The organism is Bacillus sp. RC251 (genome assembly GCF_044908765.1).
GTDB classification, from domain to species: domain Bacteria; phylum Bacillota; class Bacilli; order Bacillales; family Bacillaceae_G; genus Bacillus_A; species Bacillus_A wiedmannii.
In genome coordinates this window covers 147797-164132 of record NZ_JBIYDP010000002.1, presented here as the reverse complement: position 1 = coordinate 164132, position 16336 = coordinate 147797, and the positions used below count along the sequence as shown (strand labels likewise).

Annotated in this window: 16 protein-coding genes, 1 pseudogene and 2 other annotated features; of the genes and pseudogenes, 8 read left to right on the top strand and 9 right to left on the bottom strand. The window is 35.7% G+C overall.

Annotated elements, in window-relative coordinates:
• The gene (locus tag ABH961_RS10690; protein WP_000714921.1) at window positions 1–1386 is read right to left on the bottom strand and encodes an alkaline phosphatase; all 1386 of its coding nucleotides are present in this window, start codon (window positions 1384–1386) and stop codon (window positions 1–3) included.
• Window positions 1387–1647: 261 nt separating this feature from the next.
• Here ABH961_RS10690 and ABH961_RS10685 point away from each other — a divergent pair, with 261 nt between their 5' ends.
• Window positions 1648–2481 carry a GNAT family N-acetyltransferase gene (locus ABH961_RS10685; protein WP_048541479.1) on the top strand — a complete coding sequence of 278 codons (834 nt, stop codon included), beginning with the start codon at window positions 1648–1650 and terminating at the stop codon, window positions 2479–2481.
• Window positions 2482–2496: 15 nt separating this feature from the next.
• Entirely contained in the window at window positions 2497–3375 is an 879-nt protein-coding gene (locus ABH961_RS10680; protein ID WP_048541477.1) for an alpha/beta fold hydrolase, read from the top strand.
• Between the two features lie 41 nt (window positions 3376–3416).
• Here ABH961_RS10680 and ABH961_RS10675 read toward each other — a convergent pair whose 3' ends face one another.
• The 3 genes and pseudogenes from ABH961_RS10675 to ABH961_RS10665 all read right to left on the bottom strand — a co-directional run bounded on the left by ABH961_RS10675 (window position 3417) and on the right by ABH961_RS10665 (window position 5490).
• Window positions 3417–3917 carry a DoxX family protein gene (locus ABH961_RS10675; protein ID WP_048541475.1) on the bottom strand — a complete coding sequence of 167 codons (501 nt, stop codon included), beginning with the start codon at window positions 3915–3917 and terminating at the stop codon, window positions 3417–3419.
• Between the two features lie 263 nt (window positions 3918–4180).
• Window positions 4181–4869 (bottom strand): annotated as a pseudogene (locus tag ABH961_RS10670) (delta-aminolevulinic acid dehydratase).
• Window positions 4870–4887: 18 nt separating this feature from the next.
• Window positions 4888–5490 (bottom strand): histidine phosphatase family protein, encoded by a 603-nt coding sequence (locus tag ABH961_RS10665; protein WP_240514593.1) that lies wholly within the window; start codon window positions 5488–5490, stop codon window positions 4888–4890.
• 171 nt (window positions 5491–5661) lie between these two features.
• On the opposite strand from ABH961_RS10665, the gene ABH961_RS10660 reads away from it, so the two are divergent.
• Together ABH961_RS10660 and ABH961_RS10655 are read left to right on the top strand one after the other, a co-directional pair.
• The gene (locus ABH961_RS10660; protein WP_000871130.1) at window positions 5662–6000 is read left to right on the top strand and encodes a hypothetical protein; all 339 of its coding nucleotides are present in this window, start codon (window positions 5662–5664) and stop codon (window positions 5998–6000) included.
• 69 nt (window positions 6001–6069) lie between these two features.
• Window positions 6070–6192 carry a DUF4023 domain-containing protein gene (locus tag ABH961_RS10655; protein ID WP_000071861.1) on the top strand — a complete coding sequence of 41 codons (123 nt, stop codon included), beginning with the start codon at window positions 6070–6072 and terminating at the stop codon, window positions 6190–6192.
• 41 nt (window positions 6193–6233) lie between these two features.
• On the opposite strand, the gene ABH961_RS10650 is transcribed toward ABH961_RS10655, so the two are convergent.
• Window positions 6234–7472 (bottom strand): TolB family protein, encoded by a 1239-nt coding sequence (locus tag ABH961_RS10650; RefSeq protein ID WP_048541470.1) that lies wholly within the window; start codon window positions 7470–7472, stop codon window positions 6234–6236.
• Window positions 7473–7767: 295 nt separating this feature from the next.
• Between ABH961_RS10650 and ABH961_RS10645 the strand changes: the two genes are divergently transcribed.
• The 3 genes from ABH961_RS10645 to ABH961_RS10635 all read left to right on the top strand — a co-directional run bounded on the left by ABH961_RS10645 (window position 7768) and on the right by ABH961_RS10635 (window position 13304).
• Window positions 7768–10515 (top strand): S8 family serine peptidase, encoded by a 2748-nt coding sequence (locus ABH961_RS10645; protein WP_098642263.1) that lies wholly within the window; start codon window positions 7768–7770, stop codon window positions 10513–10515.
• Window positions 10516–10584: 69 nt separating this feature from the next.
• Window positions 10585–10813 (top strand) — a binding site (T-box leader).
• Between the two features lie 51 nt (window positions 10814–10864).
• Window positions 10865–11092: a binding site (T-box leader), on the top strand.
• 162 nt (window positions 11093–11254) lie between these two features.
• The gene (locus ABH961_RS10640) at window positions 11255–13009 is read left to right on the top strand and encodes an aromatic amino acid hydroxylase (protein ID WP_098077922.1); all 1755 of its coding nucleotides are present in this window, start codon (window positions 11255–11257) and stop codon (window positions 13007–13009) included.
• Window positions 12990–13304, top strand: coding sequence for a 4a-hydroxytetrahydrobiopterin dehydratase (locus ABH961_RS10635; protein WP_046957588.1), 315 nt, complete (start codon window positions 12990–12992; stop codon window positions 13302–13304). The genes ABH961_RS10640 and ABH961_RS10635 overlap by 20 nt, the downstream gene beginning before the upstream one ends.
• Before the next feature lie 17 nt (window positions 13305–13321).
• Here ABH961_RS10635 and ABH961_RS10630 read toward each other — a convergent pair whose 3' ends face one another.
• Together ABH961_RS10630 and ABH961_RS10625 are read right to left on the bottom strand one after the other, a co-directional pair.
• Complete coding sequence (locus ABH961_RS10630) at window positions 13322–14179, bottom strand: VOC family protein (RefSeq protein ID WP_000009827.1); 858 nt, start codon at window positions 14177–14179, stop codon at window positions 13322–13324.
• A 21-nt stretch (window positions 14180–14200) separates the two neighbouring features.
• Window positions 14201–14605, bottom strand: a complete 405-nt coding sequence (locus tag ABH961_RS10625) for a DoxX family protein (RefSeq protein WP_001071551.1) — start codon at window positions 14603–14605, stop codon at window positions 14201–14203.
• A 156-nt stretch (window positions 14606–14761) separates the two neighbouring features.
• On the opposite strand from ABH961_RS10625, the gene ABH961_RS10620 reads away from it, so the two are divergent.
• A complete protein-coding gene (locus tag ABH961_RS10620) occupies window positions 14762–15307 on the top strand; it encodes a helix-turn-helix domain-containing protein (RefSeq protein ID WP_001020697.1) in 546 nt (181 codons plus the stop codon).
• Between the two features lie 33 nt (window positions 15308–15340).
• Here the strand turns inward: ABH961_RS10620 and ABH961_RS10615 are convergent, their stop codons facing one another.
• Complete coding sequence (locus ABH961_RS10615; protein ID WP_001101451.1) at window positions 15341–15718, bottom strand: hotdog family protein; 378 nt, start codon at window positions 15716–15718, stop codon at window positions 15341–15343.
• 109 nt (window positions 15719–15827) lie between these two features.
• The gene (locus ABH961_RS10610; RefSeq protein ID WP_404519383.1) at window positions 15828–16286 is read right to left on the bottom strand and encodes a GNAT family N-acetyltransferase; all 459 of its coding nucleotides are present in this window, start codon (window positions 16284–16286) and stop codon (window positions 15828–15830) included.
• Window positions 16287–16336: the final 50 nt, after the last annotated feature.

The following is a 16336-nucleotide window of genomic DNA, read 5'->3' as shown; positions in this document are numbered from 1 at the left end:
TTAGCGTCTTCCTTTATTCGGATCGCCACCGCCAACAATATCAAAGACACGTTTAGCGATATTTGTATTCTCTTGAACGCCAGAGAACAAGTATTTACCAGGGCCAAATGCATATACGTTTACATCTTCCCCCGTATGTCCACCTGTTGTCCATCCTGTAACCGAACGCTTATTGAAAATATCCTCAATCGCATTATCAATCTTTGTTACATCTTTTGAAGGAGCAATATCATTTACCGCTTTAATTTCTTCTGGTGTTAATTGTAAATCAATATATTTTTTTAATGTCTCTTCTACATTTGCACCTTTTGCAATCTCATTTGCCATGAAGTCTGGTGTGCGTTTTGCAGCTTTAATTGGATCTACTTTAAAGTTATACTCACCATTCGCACCTAAAGATAATCCGCCAGTAGCGTGGTCTGCCGTTGCAACGACTAACGTATTTTTATCTTTTTTCGCAAACTCAATCGCTGCTTTAAATGCTTTTTCAAAGTCTTCCATTTCACTCATTGCACCTACGATATCATTATCGTGTCCAGCCCAGTCGATTTGACTTCCTTCAACCATTAAGAAGAAACCATTTTTATTTTTGTTCAAACGCTCAATTGCTGCATTTGTCATTTCTTCTAATGAAGGTGTCTTCTCATTACGGTCAATCATTTTATCTAAACCGCCTGGTGCAAATAAACCTAAAATTTGATCGTTTTTATCATTTAACAATTGATCTCGATCTGTTACGTAGCTATAACCAGATTTCTTAAACTCTTCTGTAAGATTACGATCTTTTCTAACAAAGTTTTTTACACCGCCGCCAAGCATAACATCTACTTTATGCTTCCCTTTAATTTTTTCATCAAAATAATCATTTGCAATTGCATCCATATTTTTACGACTAATGTCATGCGCACCGAAAGCAGCTGGTGTTGCATGTGTAATTTCAGAAGTAGCAACGAGTCCCGTTGATTTCCCTTTTTCTTTCGCTTGTTCAAGAACAGTTTTCACTTCTGCTTTATCATTATCAACTGCAATTGCCGCGTTATATGTTTTAATTCCCGCTGACATAGCTGTTGCTGCTGATGCAGAGTCTGTGATATTTTCATGTTCATCTTCCGGATATGTTTTTTGTGTTCCTACAAGATGCTTATCAAACTCTGTAGATTCCATCTCGAATGTTTTTGGATTATCTTTCATATAACGATGAGCCGTCATGTATGAAGGACCCATACCATCTCCAATTAACACAATAACATTTTTAATCTTTGCATTGCTTCCGCTCTCATCTGCATTTACTTCACTAGAACGTGTAAAATTCCATGTTGCCACCGAAGTAACTGCTAACGACGCCACAACTGCAAATGGCCATGCTTTTTTCACAAACTTTTTCACTGTCTTGTCCCCCTAATTAGGTTATTCATTTCCCACTATCAAATTTAATAGAAGACTATTAAGAGAAAATTAGTTATATGTAAATTTTTTGTTAACTTATGTAAATATCAGTTATAATTTGTATAAGTTTGTCTGTTCGTATCAACCTTCTTCCCCTTTACAATTAAAATATAAACAAGTTGGATTTCATGTAACGTAAATCTCTTATTTAACATTTTCAATCTACTTTTATGAAAATTAATAGAAATGTGGGGCGTATTTATGAAAACAATAAAGCTAGATGAATCTTTTATTTTTGATTTACTCGACCTTTGTAAAGCTATTGGATGGTTACAAGATAAAGAATTTATGAAAAAACAATTCGAAATGTATCTTTCTCTCGGCACACTTATCGGTTATATGCATGAAAATAAACTGATTGCAGCTGGAGGAGTATTTCCTTTTAAAGATAGTTTTTCTACTATTGGCATGTTAATCGTCCATCCTAATTTTCAAGGCCAAGGCATCGGACGTATTTTGCTAAATTGTTGCTTAGAACACACTCATCCAAAGCAACCAATTGCACTTATTGCAACAAAAGCTGGCGAGCCTCTTTATACATCATGCAAATTTCAAACAGTAACGACGATTCATCGTTTTGAAAAACAAACTACTAAGACAAATATCACTCATACACAACAAGTAAAAGAAAAAGACCTTATCTCACTTATTTCTCTCGATCAAATTACAACTGGTGCCGATCGTTCTTTACTTTATTCATTACTATTACCAAGAACGAGCCACTCTTTTAAAATTGAGAGAAATAACTGTATAGAAGCTTTTTCCTTATGTATACAAAAAGGGAATATATTATGCGTCACTCCACTTATCGCAAAACAAGAGAAGGATGCTATTCAATTATTCAAGAGAATCTGTGAATGTTGGAATGGCACAGTAAGGATTGATGTCCCACATTCACAATTTTCATTTCGTAAATTTCTTCAAACAGAAAATTTCCAAGAAACGCTCCTTTCACCTCTTATGATGAAAAATGGTAGCCAACTTCCTGGAAATCGTAATATGCTATTTGCTATGATAGACACAGCCTTATGTTAGAAAGGGGACACCTAATTGACGCGATTTAGCTATTTTATGGTAGGTTGTCTTACTCTTACACTATTAGTAGGATGTAGTGCAGCAGAAAAGCCAGTAGAGCAAGTAAAACAAGTGAAAAATACACTTACAGCGAAACTAGCTACCGAGGAAAAAATGGTAGAAATAGATGGTCAAACCATTTACTTTAAAAAGATTGGTAATGAAAAACCACCTTTACTTATGATCCATGGATTTGGAGGATCGTCAGATGGTTTTCAAAAGATTTACTCAGACTTAGCAAAAGATCATACAATTATTTCTGTAGATGCTTTAGGATTCGGGCGCTCATCTAAGCCAATGGATTTTTACTATTCTTTCCCAAACCATGCAAATTTGTATTATAAATTAATGAAAAAACTAGGTTATGATTCGTTTGCAATACTAGGACACTCAATGGGCGGAGAAATTTCTCTTAATTTAACGTATTTATATCCTGAAGCCGTTACCCACCTTATTTTAACTGATGCTACAGGCGGTCCTCATACATTCGTTAATAAACAAGGTTCACCAAAACCACAGTTGTCGACTGATTTAAATACTGTTTCTACTATTGCAGATTATGATGAAAACAAAGTTAAATCCAAGCGTAATGATGAAGAGCATTACAATAAAATGAAATTATGGCCTAGACGTCTTCAAATCAATGCAAATGAAATTAAACAACCAACCTTAATTATATGGGGAAGAAATGATAGTAGCGTTTCTTGGAAAGAAGGAGAAACGTATCATCAATTCTTAAAAAATAGTACTTTCCATATTATCGAAAAAGGTTATCATGCACCATTTCGTCAAGAGCCACAAGAATTTGTAGGTTATGTAAAAGAATTCTTTAAGAACAATAAAGTTGAAAAATAACATAAGCGGGTATCTCATTTTGAGATACCCGCTTTCATATATTAAGCAGCTTGCTTTTGGCGCTTTTGAGTTTTTGATCCTAATACTTTCGGAATAACGAAACCATCTATTCCAAATTTACCAGCATTCATACCAGAGACTAGAACGAACATTGATAGGATAACCATTTCAGGATTTACACCAATTGACCCACTAAGCATATAGGAAAAGTTCATTACAAGACCGAAAAAGACCGCTGTTTTTGTTAAACAGCCTACAATTAAACCAATTCCGACTAAAATTTCTCCCCACGTTACAAGTGTATTAAATAGATCAACGTTTGGAATTGCAAAATCTTGTAAAAATGATGCCCACCAAGATTGAACAGCCGGTTGTGCTCCTTTAGCTTTTTCAATTGCACCTTGTAAATAACCAGTTGCATCGAACCCTTTTCCTTGTAGTTTACCGATTCCAGCCATTAACCATGTATAACCAAGATACACTCGAATTACTGCTAACACAAAAGAAACTGCTTTGTTTTCTCTTAAAAATTGAATAACCATATCTTCCTCCTAAAGTTGTAATTAAGTTAGTTACAGATAATATAATAACATTAGTTACTTATTTTTCAAACGTTAATTATGAATAATTCGTGACATGTGTATGAAACATTAAAAACTAACGTTTATATAGTAACTTTTATTACCTGTAAAAACTTGAACATATCATACCATAGGTGATAATCATTTTCATTGAAGAAAATGTAAAAAAAATGTGAGTTAAATGTGAAACGCATTTATTCAAATATAGAATAAATGCATTTTCACTATTTATAGAATTGAAATGTACGTGTCTCCTCATCGATTAATTTCGCCTCTTGAAAAGCATCTTCTAACGTTTTTTCATGGCTAATAAGCCCATAAAATAAGCGTATTGTAAACATAAGTGCTGCATTCCCATCTACATAATCTATCGATCCAATATACGATTTCGCCCCACTATGTAAGAAAGATTCTGCTAGTTTTCGCTCCCCTAACGTACACCCGCTATTTACAATATGTGTATTATGCAATTTTGCATATTTATAAAGTGAAACTTTAATCAGTGGGGGTTTTGTTCATCCCCCACTGATTATTAGTTGAACCAATCGGACGTTTACGGACAGTTGATCTCCCACCTAACTTCTTTGCTCCAACTGAATTTTGAGGTGGGAGTTTTACTGTCCGTTAACGCGGGATAAATTTCTGCTGCACCAAAGTATCCCCTCGGTTCATCTTGCTCATATATATCTTCACCTAACTCTTCCATGACAAACTTTCCTTCCTCACCATGAAAGCAAAAAATAACATAATTGATATCATTATATAAACCCTTTCCAGAAAGAATATTAATGAACTCTCTCGGTCTACCAATCCAGTATGTTACAACTTTTGCCCCAAAATATTCAAGCGATGCTCGGATTGATTGCGCCTCTAAATCCGAATTGAAACCAACTACTAATGCAACATTCAACATACACCTTCCATCCTATAATTAGATTTCATCAATCAGACTTTTAAAAGATACATCCATTTCATATATACCCGTTTCTTGCAAAAAATCAGATCTAGTTAAAACGACTTTCTGTACATATTGCCTATACGCTGTAATTGTCCCGTCGTGAGATACAATGCAAATTCTTTCAGCGCCTAGCTCATAACACCAAAGAAGAAATTCATCTACTATTTGCTGAAAACGATTTTCTGAAATAGTATTTATACCTTCCGTCCATAACTTCTTATTTGTACTTTTCTCTATCGAAAAATGTGGAAATAAATTTGCTATCATTTCCTGATCTATTATGTCATCACATGGTAATGTTTTCGCTCCTTCTCGATAAGGAAAAATACGTGGGGATACATATGGATGGACGATTTTTTGACAAACTACTTTCGCACTCCATATTGCCGCTGTTTGTAAAGTTCTACGTGTAGGACTAACAATTAATATATCCGTTTCTTGTAATGGCACATTGCATTGAAGTAATTTAGCCTGATTCTTTCCCTCATCCGTTAATGGAGGATGAAGCACTTGTAAACTTGAAGGCAAATCCTTTGTATGTTCACCTTCTCCGTGCCGAACAAAGACAAGCTTCATACCCAGCCTCCTCTCTCTATGAAATCCTCTTACATATTTCTTCCCTATCTCATTCTTTATTCCTGCTATATGAAAAACTGGTATGTAAAAAACATTTGACACAATTAATTGAAAAACATTACAATTATAATATGTAAAATACTTTTTACAAGAGAGAGGTGAATCACAAATATGAAATGGATTATCGCCTTTATCGGAATGATCATATGGGGATACATAAATGGATTTTTTAATAGTGATAAAACTGCTAATCCTTGGATTACAGATGATGAACGTGAAACAAAAATTAAGCAGAAGGCAATTATTGCAAGCTGGTCTGGTGTTTTCATGTTTTGTATCATTAACCTCTTAAACAAATGGTTAGGTTTAGGAACGAGTAATACATCACCTTACTTACCATCTTCTGTCGCAACTATTTTAAAAGAAAATGTAGAGTTACAAGTTTTACTTATGCTATTTATTACGTATGGCATATTTTACGTATACTATCGAAGAAAATTAAGCGCTTAACTTTTATCTCATGATTATCCTCCTAAATGGTTATAGTAATTAGGACGAAATGAAAGGAGCGATATAAAAATGAGTAACTCGAATGACTTTTTAGATACACTACATGAAAAACAAGCAAAAGATGAACAAAATAGAAAGCGTCAGGGAAACGGAAACCCCGCGAAAAAAAAGCCAAATAAAACACATAAATAACAATAAAAAACCTGCCTAAAATTATCTTTTAGGCAGGTTTTTTATTCTTCTTTTACCGATATGACATTTTCCCAGTTCCATTTCTCATAATACCATTCTGGTACATCTATATTTTCAATCCACTTCTTTTCCTGTTTTCCATCACTACTGGAAAGCCATACATTGGCTTTCTTACGGTCTGAACGTATCCATATTAATTGATTGTTCTTCTTCATAAAGATGGGATGATAGTCACCTTGCTTATGGGGTGGCTTTGTGATTTGATGTTGTTCGTCGCTTGTACTATCGATCTCATATAAGGATGGCAGTGGCCTTTTTTCTGGCGGAGTTTCTATCCCTGCCTCTTTTGCTCGTGAAACGATCATTACTTTATCGTTCTTCCATACAAAATCCCAATCGACATATCCTTTCGGCGTAAAGGTGTTCTGCTGAAGTGCCGGCAACTCTTTTACTTTTAAATGTTTATTCTCTAACGCAACTCTTCCGCTTCCTTCAATATAAGCTAAAATATTCTTGGATGGCGCCCATTTGAACCATTGCGTGTTTAATAACATTTGATCTACCTTTTCAAAGCGACTGCCATCTGCTCGAACTAAGCAAAGCGTATTACTATCAGCTGACCACGAAGCTGTCGGTACCGCTAAAAATGAAATCCACCTTTGATCCGGTGACCACTCAAATCCACTTGCAACTAGCGCTAGAAAATCATCATGTTCATTTGGTAATGCATACAAATGCTTCATTTTGTGAGGATTCATATGTGCATCTTTTTGCACTTCATATAGCTGAGCTCCTGTCCATCCTGTTGGAAGTAAGTGTGCTTCAGAAGATACGAGAAACTTCTTTCCATCAGGGTACCATGCATAATCACCTACACCAGCTGACACATTTTCAAAATCTGTATTCTTATTTTTGACATCAAACGTATTTAATGTATTTGCAAATACAAATGCAATTATATTCTCTTTCGGTGACCATTGATAATTCGATACCTCAGATTGCAATGGCCTAACTTTTTTTCCATCTTCCAGTCGGTACAACTCCAAGGTGTTTTGCTTCTTTCCTTTAGCATAAGAAATCCATTCTCCATCATGAGACCATTTCGGCCCTGTTATGTACTCGCCTTTTGTTATTTGTTTTTCTTTTCCATCAATTTTAACCCAAAGATCATGATGACGAATAAAAGCAACCTTCACCCCATTATGTTCCGCACTAGTACTAAAAATTGAAGATAAAAAAATAAAAAAAACCACACTACTACTCACGATAATTTTTTTCATACGTTCCTCCATTTTCTTATAGCATTCCTCATATTCCACTTACTATATGCGAATTTCACTCCTTATTAATTGCAGAATTATTGTGGATTTATCCCCAATAAGAATGGGCTTTCCTCGCTGAATATTAGCCATTCGACATAATCCCAAAAAATTTCCCGAAAAATTTTTAATTCAAAGAGGATTGGTATGAATTATGTCGAAAGTATAGTTTATCCAACATTCGATTTTATATTTCAGAACAAAAATGTAAGATAACTTTTCGGAATATTGGCACTTTTTATTAGGGGGAGTTTCAATGAAAAAAACTACATCTGCACTATTAAGTATGGCGCTTGTCTTTTCTAGTTTTGGAGCTTTAAGCGCGCATGCTGAATCGCTGCAAAAGGAGAAGCAATTTAGTCCACAGTTAAAAGCGAATATTGAGCAATGGGGAGAAAACAAAATCGCGCAAAATGTTGAAACAAAAACATCAAAAGAAATTTCAGTCATTGTAGAATTGCAACATGCTCCGCTCGCTTCACAAAGTAACATTCAGCATGCTCCAGATTTAAAAAATGGAAATGTGCAATCATACCATGCACAACTAAAAAAGGCGCAAGAGGATACAACAAAGAAAATTAGAGAAAAAGCACCAAAAGCAAAGATAAAAGAAACGTATAGCACATTATTTTCTGGATTCTCTATTTCTATCCCAGGAGATCAAGTTGCTGCTTTAGCTTCTTTACCCGAAGTAAAAGCTGTTTATCCGAACTTAACATATAAATTGCATGAAACAGCAAAAAGCGCTACTAAAGAAGAAGCGCCAAATATTGGCGGACCGACAATCGGTGCACCTGAAGCATGGAATTTAAAAGATCCATCTGGCAAACCGCTTGATGGAAAAGGTATGAAAGTCGCTATTATTGATTCTGGCGTAGACTACACACACCCCGACTTACAAGCAAACTATATCGGTGGATACGATACAGTCGATGAGGATAACGATCCGATGGATGGTAACGTACACGGTACTCATGTAGCTGGTATTATTGCTGGTAACGGAAAAATTAAAGGCGTTGCTCCGAATGCTTCTATACTCGCTTACCGTGTCATGAACGATGGTGGAACTGGTACGACCGATGATATTATTCAAGGTATTGAGCGCGCTATTCAAGATGGTGCTGACGTTTTAAATTTATCTCTCGGTCAAGATTTGAATGTCCCTGATCAACCTGTAACAATGACGTTAGAACGCGCAGCAAAACTTGGTGTTACTGCAGTTGTTTCAAATGGAAATGATGGACCAAAACCTTGGTCTGTTGATGCTCCTGGTAACGCACGTAGTGTCATCTCTGTTGGCGCATCAACTGTTTCTATTCCGTTCCCAGCATTCCAAGTAGCTGGTTCTAATAAATCTTACCAAGGATTACCGTTATCAAAAGCAGATTTCCAAGTAGGAAACGATGCTCAGCTTGTCTATGTTGGCTACGGTAATTCAAGTGATTACGCTAAACAAGATGTGAAAGGGAAGTTCGTCCTTGTTTTACAAGGAACTTCAAGCACGTTAGTAAAGGCAGAACAAGCGAAACAAGCTGGAGCTATCGGGGTGCTACTAATTTCTAATGAAAAAGAAATTAATATTATGCCTGAATATTTTGGCCGTGAAGAGATAGCTCTTCCAGTTATGCAACTATCAAATACAAATGGTGAAGAGTTGAAAAATTTAATTACAAAAAGAAAGAAAAATATAAAAATTGGACAACCGAACAAAACAGAACTTATTGGTAACTTTAGTTCCAGAGGACCATCACAAGGAAGTTGGCTCATAAAACCTGATGTTGTTGCACCTGGAGTACAAATTACTAGTACGGTACCAAGGGGTGGCTATGAATCTCACAACGGAACAAGTATGGCTGCGCCACAAGTAGCAGGAGCCGTTGCCTTACTACGTCAAATGCATCCTGATTGGACGACAGAACAATTGAAATCTGCTCTTGCCAACACTGCAAAAACATTAAAGGATGTCAATGAAAATACATATCCTGTTATGGCACAAGGATCAGGTTTAATTAACATTCCGAAAGCAGCTCAAACGGATGCGTTAGTGAAACCGAACAATGTAAGTTTCGGTCTTATTAAACCAAATAGCGGTAAAGTGAAACTAACACAAAATATTACGTTACAAAATCTTTCTAACAAAAAGAAAAACTTTTCAACTCGTATTGAATTACTAGATACAAAAACAAAAATCCAAACTTCTTTCCCTTCTTCTATTAGTATGAAACCGAATAGTAACATTGAAAAACCTTTTACTATTACTGTAGATAGCTCCTTACCGCAAGGCGTATATACAGGGAATCTGTATGTAAAAGAGCAAGGGAAAACGGAAGAAATGCGTATTCCATTTACATTTAGCATCGATCCGAAAGAATACAAGCGTATTGATGGCCTTGAAATCGTTAATTCTACTTTCAGTCCAAATAATGACAAAATATTAGATGACAACCTAATCAATTACTATTTAGTTACACCAGTTGAAGATATAGCGTTTCATGCCAATTTAATCACGAAAGACCGTGTGACATATCAAGGTAAGGTATATCAAGGTAAAAACGAAACACCAGGTTATAAATCTTTCAAATGGAATGGTACAAGAGCAGACGGATCTCCGTTGCCTGATGGCTTATACCAAATCGAAGCCGTTGCTTCTAACTCTGGTGGAGAAACAAAGCAAACAGGAGCTGTATTTATCGATCGAACAGCACCTAAGTTAACTCACGAAATTGATCAAGAAAATCTTATTATTAGAGGAAACGTTGATGATATTCTACTAGATTGGATGACAGAATCTGGTTGGATTGCACCTGGTATTCCAGTGGGAATACAATATGAGATTAACGGAAATGGTGTATGGGAGAGTGCATTCTTAAACACATGGGAGAAAAACTACGAAATTTATTTCGATCGTAATCAATTACAACAAGGAAAGAATACAATTCACATTGTAGCAACAGATGCAGCTGGAAATACATCTAATTTAAATGTTGATTTAAATGTAAAATAAAAAATTATTGTTGACAATTTTTTAAATATAGTTTTATAATACAAAACATAGTTTAGTTGAACGAATTATATATCGGCTTTGAAGGAATACTAGTAGCGACTTATATCCCTGTCTCAGAGAACTGATGGTTGGTGCGAATCAGTACATATACAAGCGTGAATTACAATTCTGGAGCTTCTTTCCCGTAATGCTTTTTATGCATGAAGAGAAAGACGGATTTTTCCGTTATCTTAAAGTGAGTGGTAAACAATTACTTGTTTACAAATAGGGTGGTACCGCGATTTTTATCGTCCCTATCGGATTTTCCGATAGGGACTTTTTTGCGTCCATCCTTTTACATAATTTCATAATATACGCGTTGAAAGAATCGCAGTAGTATCTTATATCCCTGTTACAGAGAGCTAATGGTCGGTGGAAATTAGCACATATATAAGTATGAATTACAATTCTGGAGCTTCTTTTTCGTAGTGCTTATAGGCATGAAGGAAAAGACGGAGTTTTTCCGTTATCATTAATTGAGATGTAAGTATATTTTCACTTACAAATAGGGTGGTACCGCGATTCTTTCGCCCCTATCGGATTTTCCGATAGGGGCTTTTTCTATTTCTCACAGAAACAAATGTTAAATAATTCCGAATCTTATGATAAAATTTTATAAGCGCTTACAATTTTGAAAGGGGGTGATACAAGCTATACAAAACCGATACTTAATTTTATTTAAAAAAAGGAGGATGTCTAAATGACAAAGAAAACAGAAATTCCATCACATTTAAAACCATTCGTATCCACGCAGCATTATGATCAATACACACCGGTGAATCACGCTGTGTGGCGTTACATTATGAGACAAAATCATAGTTTCTTAAAAGACGTTGCTCATCCAGCCTATGTGAACGGATTACAATCATCTGGTATTAATATAGATGCAATTCCAAAGGTAGAAGAAATGAATGAGTGTTTAGCACCAAGCGGCTGGGGTGCTGTAACGATTGACGGGCTTATTCCTGGCGTAGCCTTCTTTGATTTTCAAGGACACGGATTATTACCAATCGCAACAGATATTCGCAAAGTAGAAAACATCGAGTATACACCTGCTCCAGATATCGTACACGAAGCAGCAGGACACGCACCTATTTTACTTGATCCTACATATGCAAAATATGTGAAACGATTTGGGCAAATTGGTGCAAAAGCTTTCTCTACAAAAGAAGAACATGATGCATTCGAAGCTGTTCGTACATTAACGATTGTAAAAGAAAGCCCTACTTCTACGCCTGATGAAGTTACAGCTGCTGAAAATAATGTAATTGAAAAACAAAACTTAGTTTCTGGCTTATCAGAAGCGGAACAAATTTCGCGTCTTTTCTGGTGGACAGTAGAATATGGCTTAATCGGAAGTATAGACGCTCCAAAAATATATGGCGCTGGTCTCCTTTCCTCTGTTGGCGAAAGCAAACATTGCTTAACAGACGCTGTAGAAAAGGTTCCATTTTCTATAGAAGCATGTACTGGAACAACTTATGACGTAACAAAAATGCAACCTCAACTATTTGTTTGTGAATCATTTGAAGAGCTGACTGAAGCACTTGAGACATTTGCTGAAACGATGGCCTTTAAAACAGGTGGAAAGGAAGGTTTAGAAAAAGCGATTCGCTCTGAAAACTATGCAACTGCTGAACTAACTAGTGGATTACAGATTACAGGTACATTCAGCGAGACAATTGAAAACGATGCAGGTAAAGTGATTTACATGCGAACAAATTCACCAACAGCATTAGCAATTCACAATAAACAGCTAGCGAATCATTCTACGTCTGTACACAGTGACGGCTTTGGAACACCAATTGGATTACTCACTGAAAATATTGCATTAGAAAATTGTACAGATGAACAACTACAATCATTAGGAATTACAATCGGAAATGAAGCAGCATTCACTTTTGCAAGTGGTATTCATGTAAAAGGAAAAGTAACAGATATTGTAAAAAACAATAAGAAAATTGCGCTTATTTCCTTTATCAATTGCACAGTTACTTATAACGACCGTGTTTTATTTGATGCTTCATGGGGCGCATTTGATATGGCTGTTGGTTCAACAATTACTTCCGTATTCCCAGGTGCCGCAGATGCAGCATCATTTTTCCCAATTGATGAAGAAACAGAGGAAACTCCAGCACCTCTTGCATTAACTGAGCTGGATCGTATGTATCAAACAGTTCGTGATATTCGAGGTGGAGGTATTTTACACGACGCACATGTCGATCAATTAGTAGCAATTCAAGAGGTATTAAATAAATTTTATCCGAAAGAATGGCTGCTTCGCCTTGAAATATTAGAATTACTTTTAGAGCATAACAAAGGACACGAAACATCAGCAGCATTATTACAACAACTTTCTACTTTCACAACTGACGAAGCTGTAACACGCCTTATTAACAATGGTCTTGCACTACTGCATGTAAAGGATGTGAAAAATGATGCTACGATTAACTGAAGAAGAAGTTCAAGGGGAATTATTAAAGGTGGATAAATGGATGATAAAAGATGAAAAATGGATTGAACGAAAATATATGTTTTCCGACTATTTAAAAGGAGTCGAATTTGTCTCTGAAGCCGCCAAACTATCAGAAGAACGTAATCACCATCCATTTATCCTTATCCAGTATAAAGCAGTCATTATTACTTTGTCATCTTGGAATGCAAAAGGTTTAACGAAACTAGATTTTGAGCTTGCAAAGCAGTTTGATGAACTATTTTTACAAAACGAAAAAGCAATTATAAGAAAGTAAAAAAAGAGAAGCCTTTTTTAGGCTTCTCCTTTTATTTTGAAATGAATACAATGTCCAAATGGATCCTGGGCTTGTAATATTCCATCTTTGTACGTAGCGACTTTGCCAATATTTTTTAAGCTTTCACATACTTGCTCTTTTTGTTTTTCATCCGCTAGTACAATTGTGAAATATTTCAAGCCGACGGAATTTGGCATTTGCGGCGGTATTTCTTCACCTTGCCACGTATTTAAACCGATATGGTGATGATAGCCACCTGCCGATACGAACAACGCTCCATTACGAGCTGGGATTGTTACTTCAAAACCAAGACCATCCACATAGAAACGTTTCGCTTCTTCCAAATCAGCTACATGGAGATGAATATGTCCCATCACAGTACCCGCCGGAAATCCATTCCATGTACTTCCTTGCTGTAATAGTTCTTCACCAGCTAACGGGTTACTAACAAATGGTAGTTCTCCATTCTCATCACGCCAAACTTCTTTTTGGCGATCATGATAAATTTCAATCCCGTTTCCATCTGGATCAGCTAAATAAAGGGCCTCACTAAAGTAATGGTCGGCTCCGCCGTGCAGTGGATATACCATTTCTACAAGATGACGAAGAATATTCGCTAAATCCTGTCTGCTTGGTAATAAGATTGCGTAATGATATAACCCCGTTCTCCCTCTTTGCTTTGGTAGAGCTTCTTTCTTTTCTTCAATGATAAGGAGTGGTTCGTTATTTTCATTGCCAAATGTAACAACCATTTCATCTTCTTTTAGTACTTTCATACTTAGTACTTCTGTATAAAACTCTAGTGATTTCTTTATATTTGATACATATAAATGAACAACATCAAGTGTTGTGTCGGGATGAAGTTGAAAACTCATCTTGTTAGCCCCCCATTTAATTTAGTTCTTCTTTAACATTCTCTCTTTTAAGAAATTATCTACAAAACCGTCTGCTTTCGCAACAAATAAGTACGCACCCATTGCTAACAATGCAAGTTCTAATTCGAAGCCAGGATTTTTTCCATCTCCTAATAAACCAGCTGACCATTTTACTTTTACAATTGCTCCAACCATTACAAGTGCAAATAATAATCCAATATATCTTACACCTAAACCTAGAATTAACAATATACCACCAACTACTTCCGCTGTTGCTACACCGTATGCAAGACCTCCTGGTAAACCAATGCTTGTAAACCACCCTGCAATATTGTCAATCCCCGATTGGAATTTTGTTAAACCGTGCATAAAGAATGTTACCCCTAACACGATACGAATAATTAAGTTACCGATATGTTGATTCATTTCATTCTCTCCTTTATAGTTTTCTTATACAAAACTTTTATTTACATTACAAAACATACACTAATTTTTTTTATTCGTCAATTCATTTTCACTGGGAAAAAATATATTTTTTTTGCTATGATACAAATAGTTGTTTACAAAAAGGAGCTTGATTTTATGAATATTGGTTCTGCAATACGTGAAATTCGTCAACGTAGAGGCATAACAATCGCACAAATTTGTGAGGGAACAGGTCTTTCTAAAGGATTTATGAGTCAGGTTGAAAATAATAAAACATCACCATCTATCTCAACTTTAGAAACAATCTCCAATTTTTTAAACGTTCCCCTTCCCTATTTATTATTAGAACAAAAAGATCGGTTGAAAGTTGTTAAAAAGGTAGAGCGTAAATACAGTGTATACGGAAAAGATGAACAAAGAATTGAACATGTTGCAGAGCAAGGTGGCCTCCGCCTAAACCTCGTGGAAATTCCTGCTGGGTTTCCGAAAGAAAATATACCAAATGCCCATGAAGGGGAAGAATGTCACCTTGTATTACGCGGAAAACTAGAAGTTCAACATGGAGAAGATATTGCAATTGTAGAAGAGGGTGATTCTTTCTCTTGGAATGCATGTGTTCCTCATATCGTTCGTAATATAGGAGAAGAAACTGCATTATTACTCATCTCTAGTCATGCAGAAAATCGAAAACGTGTTTATTAAATAAAAAAGAAGCCTGTAAATCAGGCTTCTTTTTTATCCCCTTATAACGCCATAACTTGTCCCAACTAGTACAGTTTTTTCATGTTGATTGCGATAAACTGACTCGATTGAAACCTTTTTATATCCTTCCATCTGTTCAATATTTGTCAAAGTTAGTTCACAAGTGATCGTATCTCCTGTAAAAACCGGTCTAATAAACTCACTTACTAATTCTCTTGCTATGTAATGTAATTCTTCTCCTACTTTTGTTCCAATACTAGCGGTTAATAAACCATGAACCATTAAACGTCCTTTTTCATCATATTCCATATGATGCCTACCTTTATCTCCTGTAATATTTGCAAATTCAAAAACCTCTTCCTCAGTAAATCTTCTTTCGTATTTAAATACATCCCCAACTTTTACATTCATTTTTATCCCCCGTTTAATAAACAGAATTTTCTTTTATTTTATCATAAAATGAGTCTCAGTTCAGTTTCTATTATTAAAATAGCGATCCTTTTTCTACACCATCTTACTTTTATCGGTGCCCATCTTTTTTTGCTACTTGATACCCGTAGTACGCACATGTTCCATTTCTCGATAACTCTCTCACCTCAAAACCACAACTTCTATAAAAATCAAAATTACTCGCAGATGTATGTGCAAACCAGTCTCCATGTGGCAACTTTTGCAAACAAAGAGCGACAAGTTTCTTACCTAACCCCTTCCCTCTATATTCACATTTCACAACTAAATTTACTATGTTCGCGATCATGATTCCATCAGAAATGACTCTAACCATCGCAATCATCTCTTCTTCATCCCAAATTGTGAATGCCCATGTTGAATTTTCAAATGCTATCGTGAATTTTTCAATTTGCCAAGAAGGGATATTATCATTACCCCAACCAGCATCTTCGAATAAAGTTTTAATTGCATATGCTGGCACACCATTCGTTCCCTCACGAATAATAAGGCCATTATGATAAATATACATGTAATCCCCCCTTTATTTTTATATACCATTCTTCAAAAGATGAAATTTAC

Bases quoted from the DNA above. Each gene is read 5' to 3' on its own strand.
- ABH961_RS10640 (WP_098077922.1), top strand. From the start codon at position 11,255: ATGACAAAGAAAACAGAAATTCCATCACATTTAAAACCATTCGTATCC.
- ABH961_RS10665 (WP_240514593.1), bottom strand. From the start codon at position 5,490: ATGAAGCTTGTCTTTGTTCGGCACGGAGAAGGTGAACATACAAAGGAT.
- ABH961_RS10685 (WP_048541479.1), top strand. From the start codon at position 1,648: ATGAAAACAATAAAGCTAGATGAATCTTTTATTTTTGATTTACTCGAC.
- ABH961_RS10650 (WP_048541470.1), bottom strand. From the start codon at position 7,472: ATGAAAAAAATTATCGTGAGTAGTAGTGTGGTTTTTTTTATTTTTTTA.
- ABH961_RS10655 (WP_000071861.1), top strand. From the start codon at position 6,070: ATGAGTAACTCGAATGACTTTTTAGATACACTACATGAAAAACAAGCA.
- ABH961_RS10610 (WP_404519383.1), bottom strand. From the start codon at position 16,286: ATGTATATTTATCATAATGGCCTTATTATTCGTGAGGGAACGAATGGT.
- ABH961_RS10625 (WP_001071551.1), bottom strand. From the start codon at position 14,605: ATGAATCAACATATCGGTAACTTAATTATTCGTATCGTGTTAGGGGTA.
- ABH961_RS10660 (WP_000871130.1), top strand. From the start codon at position 5,662: ATGAAATGGATTATCGCCTTTATCGGAATGATCATATGGGGATACATA.
- ABH961_RS10620 (WP_001020697.1), top strand. From the start codon at position 14,762: ATGAATATTGGTTCTGCAATACGTGAAATTCGTCAACGTAGAGGCATA.
- ABH961_RS10630 (WP_000009827.1), bottom strand. From the start codon at position 14,179: ATGAGTTTTCAACTTCATCCCGACACAACACTTGATGTTGTTCATTTA.
- ABH961_RS10675 (WP_048541475.1), bottom strand. From the start codon at position 3,917: ATGGTTATTCAATTTTTAAGAGAAAACAAAGCAGTTTCTTTTGTGTTA.
- ABH961_RS10635 (WP_046957588.1), top strand. From the start codon at position 12,990: ATGATGCTACGATTAACTGAAGAAGAAGTTCAAGGGGAATTATTAAAG.
- ABH961_RS10645 (WP_098642263.1), top strand. From the start codon at position 7,768: ATGAAAAAAACTACATCTGCACTATTAAGTATGGCGCTTGTCTTTTCT.
- ABH961_RS10615 (WP_001101451.1), bottom strand. From the start codon at position 15,718: ATGAATGTAAAAGTTGGGGATGTATTTAAATACGAAAGAAGATTTACT.